The organism is Mycobacterium sp. (assembly GCF_049281135.1).
Classification (GTDB): Bacteria; Actinomycetota; Actinomycetes; order Mycobacteriales; family Mycobacteriaceae; genus Mycobacterium.
On record NZ_JBAPRN010000860.1, the window covers coordinates 1 to 3,805 of the forward strand.

The window sequence follows — 3,805 nt, forward strand, 5'->3', positions numbered from 1 at the left end:
AAGTCGAAGACAACCCGGCAAAAGGACCTTCGTTGACCTTGCCCGGTCATCTACATCAGCTCTATTACCCGACGACACCGGCAGCGACGTGGTTCGACATGGTACGTGCGGCCGGCTGGAACGATCAACCCGGAGCGGCTGGCTCGGCGGAGTCGTCGGGTCAGGGCACTGTGCAATCGCCTGACACGTCGCACCCCAGTTAAGTGGTGACGGTGCCAGTGACACCGTTCGCGTTGGTCCGGCACAACGCTGCGCAATGAAGGAAGCAGAGATGACGGTTGGCTGGAAACCCCAAGTTCTCAGCGAAATTGGCGATCGGGAGGAAATCCGTATCAGCAGCGAACGTACGGGTGGCGGATACAACCGATGGACTCCGGTCTGGGTCGTACGCGTCGGCGACAACTTGTATATCCGATCCGGGTTCGGGAAGAACGGGTTCTGGTACCGCCACGCCACTGGCTCGCAGGCGTACATCGACGCCGAGGGTGTGCAGTACAAGGTCAGCCTCATCCTGGATAGGGACTCTGTCTCGATCGCTGCTGTCGACGAGGCTTACCGGCAAAAATACTCAGCGGATCCGTCACTGCCCCTATTGCTTTGCGACCGGGCGCGTTCAACGACGTCGCGGTTGATCCCACAAACGTGCCGTCGATCGCGGCTAACCCCTTATCGAAAGGGCGCGACGCCTCATGGGTGCGCTTGACGCCGTCAAGACCCGAAACGAAAACGCACGTAACGAGCGGTACTGAACGGGATCGAGACGGAACGAAACCGCAGGTAAGACGGTATTTTGCCTGGTCAAGGAGGGGGTTCGAGTCCCCTTAGCTCCACCAGAAAACCGCAGTTCAGAGCTATAATTCTCTAAGACGCAGGGTCTACACGAAGACTGTCGTCAAAATCCGCAGCAACGGCCATCGCCGTTACTAGATTAGCCCCAGCGTGGTCGCGACACCGTCACAGCGCGAGTTCGACGGTCGCCGCGTCGTCGTAGACGGCCTGGGCGTCGGGGACGCTGGTCTCCCAACGGGTCCGGTGAAAGCCGAACGTCAGCGCGTATCCGCCCGGTGCCAGGGGCGAAGCGGGCAGGGCCACCGTGGCGGTTTCATCCCCGTTGGTCAAAAGCGTTAGCGCCACTGGTACATCGACTGGCCCCATCGTGTTGACCGCGCCGGCGACCGACTGGTCAGGCCGCACCGCGAGCATCATGCCGACGGGACGCTTGGTCAACGCCCCGAATCCGTCCTGCGTCGCGGATTGCGCGTCGTAGGTCTTGACCGGAGTCAACTTCACCTGGGGATGCTGTGCCGGGCTGGGTACCTGGTAGACGGTCATTGAGAAATTCGGCGCCGCAGCCGTAATCAACACGACCGCATCGTGGTTGGCAACAAGCGTGTTGGCTGCCGCGGCCGGGGCGACCGGCTGACCGTGAATGTCCTGAATGGCCGCAAGCGCGTTGGTGATGGGCGTGGGTGGCCCCAACGGCATCGGATGGGGCAGCTTCTGTGTCGTGTGGTGCACCATCGCCAGCGTCGTGTCGTACAGGATCGACAGCGGCTCAGGCGATTCGAGTAGCAGCGCCGTCGTCGCGCTCGCGTCGGTAAGCCGAGTAAGCGTCAGCCGGTCGCAGCGTTGCAGCTGCGCCAACCCGATGTTGCCCAGCAGCTGGTTGAACAACTGCTGGCGCAGCTGCGGGTCGGCCGCCGGTGTCATCTCGGCGGCGATCTCGGCGGCATGATCGGCCAGGGCTGCCGCCGGGGTGGCGGCCGGCGGCGCGCCCATCGCGTCGGCCTCTTGCTGATGGATCACCGGGTCGCGGTTTGCGATGTGGTCGGCGAACGACAGATAGCGGCTGGTGACGAAGTTCACGCCGTACATGTCCAGGCTTTCGACCAGCAGCCCGCTGAACACCGCATGACCGGTGCTGACCAGAGCGGCGCGGCCCTCACGCACCGGGCCGCGGTCGGCCTCGAGCACCGCGTCGCCGGCGGCGGCACGCAGCCTGTCGTCGAATGCGGTGACGCGCAGCGTGATTGGCCCCGTGGCGGCGGAGAATGCCGCGCGGGCCAGCTCTTGGTCGGCACCGCCGACCCGACGAACCAGCACCAGGTCGCCGTGATCGATTACTGCGAGCATCGCCTGCTGCACCGGACTAGACCCGCTCACCCCGACACCGGCGCCCGCCACACCATCGGCGGGGTCGATCGTCGCAAGCATCTGGAAGTGATTCCAATCCGGGTCACCGAACGCCGCGTAGGTTCGTCCGCCGCCCGGGGCGACCACGGACCCCGCGTTCAACGTCCATACCGGACTGGTGCCCGCGTCGGCGAGGTAGGTGAAGGCGCCGAGGTCGGCCGCGGCGAACGTCGTCCGCTCGGTATAGGGGCCCTCCTGAGCGCGCACGGTGGCTCGTAAGTTGGCCTGCGCCTCCCATGTTCCGGCGGTGCCATCGGGTGAGACCGGCGCGTGCAGCAGCACTTGGCTGGAGTGCAGCGTGTCGTGGGCGCACCCGGCGGCGCCCAGCACCGCCTCGAACCGTTGGACCTGGACCTGTTGTGATGTGGCCCGCCGAAGCGCCAGTGTCGCGAACCCCTGATTGTGAAATGGCGGCCCCACGCGGACGGGGCCGCCGTGAGCGGTCAGCCAGTCGGGTCCAGGCGATGTCAGCTGCACCGCACCTTCGGTCGACGCGACGCGATCCACGCTCAGTGCGAGCTGCATAAGTTGAGCCTTTTCTGGGGGATCGCCCGGCGCGGCAACGCGATCCACGGGTAGCAGGTCCGACATGTCCTCGGTGAAGGCCAACGCCACCGGCTCGTTGCGGTACAGCGGCACGGACCGGGCCGGCGGATAGGTGGAGGCCACGTAGGGCTGCAGCTCGTCACCGACATTGGGTGTGGCGTTCAGGCCGGGCAGACCCTTGGTACGGAAGAAGGATGGCTGGCTCAGGCTGATTGTCTTGCTACCGCCGGTGGCGTGGCTGACTGTGAGCTCGACCGTCGGAATGACCGCGTAGTCGTAGTTGGGAAGGAAGGCAAGCTTGCCAAGTCCACCGACCCCCGACGTGGTGCCGCTGTTGCGGCAGCGCTGACGTCGGCCCATCACCGACAGCACATCGGACAGCGACTGGTACTGCATGTCGTACACCATCACGGCGGGCACACCCAGCGGACCCCAGGGATCGGCGACTGCGAGCGCGGTGCCGAGGGTAGGTGAGGTGATGAGAGCCGTCAGCGTGACCCGGGTGATCGGCGTAGTGACGCTGCCGGCGAGCGTGACCGCGGCGGGGCTGGCGGTGGCCGTCACGGTCTGCGCTGTCAGCGGGGTGAGCCCGTGATAGGCGGTCAGCGTGCAGGTGATTCGCGTTGACATCGGCAGTATCTGAGCGGTGAACGTCACTGCCGGGTCGGTCAGGTCCACCGATCCGCGTAGCGTATTGGCGTCCAGCAGGTCGACCGCCACGATCCGGCCGGTGTAGGCGCCCACACCGTTCATTGTCGCGGGGGGCGCCGTCCACGACCACAGTGCACCGCCCGCGCTGAACGCCTCGCTGGCGGGCAACCTAAAACCAGGTGCTGCGGTCGTCCAGCTCAGGTCGTGCCAGGGGATCTGGAAGCCCTTGACCGAATCGAGCTGGCAGCAGGGGAAGCCGTCGTCGTTGCCGAGCGCTTCCTCGTCGTTCTGCGACGAGCCGGTAACCACCGAATACGGTGTGCGGCAGTTGATCAGCAGCCGGTTCGGCGACAGCACGCCGTCGGCGCGGCTGTCGGCGTCCCAGCTGAACGACACCGCCGGCGCGGCATGGACG

2 protein-coding genes and 1 pseudogene are annotated in these 3,805 nt (G+C 65.7%); 2 read left to right on the forward strand and 1 reads right to left on the reverse strand.

Translation table 11 applies throughout. From position 1 onward, the window contains the following. Both WAN02_RS34280 and WAN02_RS34285 read left to right on the forward strand, forming a co-directional pair. A pseudogene (locus WAN02_RS34280) lies at positions 1 to 203 on the forward strand (hypothetical protein); the annotation flags it as partial. Positions 204 to 271: 68 nt separating this feature from the next. Further along, on the forward strand, positions 272 to 703 hold the full coding sequence (locus WAN02_RS34285; RefSeq protein ID WP_422269796.1) for a DUF2255 family protein: 432 nt from the start codon (positions 272 to 274) through the stop codon (positions 701 to 703). A 251-nt stretch (positions 704 to 954) separates the two neighbouring features. On the opposite strand, the gene WAN02_RS34290 is transcribed toward WAN02_RS34285, so the two are convergent. Continuing rightward, positions 955 to 3,805, reverse strand: a 2,851-nt coding sequence (locus tag WAN02_RS34290; RefSeq protein ID WP_422269797.1) for a hypothetical protein, incomplete at its 5' end; no start/stop codon positions are given.

Excerpts from the sequence above, each read along its gene's own strand:
- WAN02_RS34285 (WP_422269796.1), top strand. The coding sequence starts at position 272 with ATGACGGTTGGCTGGAAACCCCAAGTTCTCAGCGAAATTGGCGATCGG.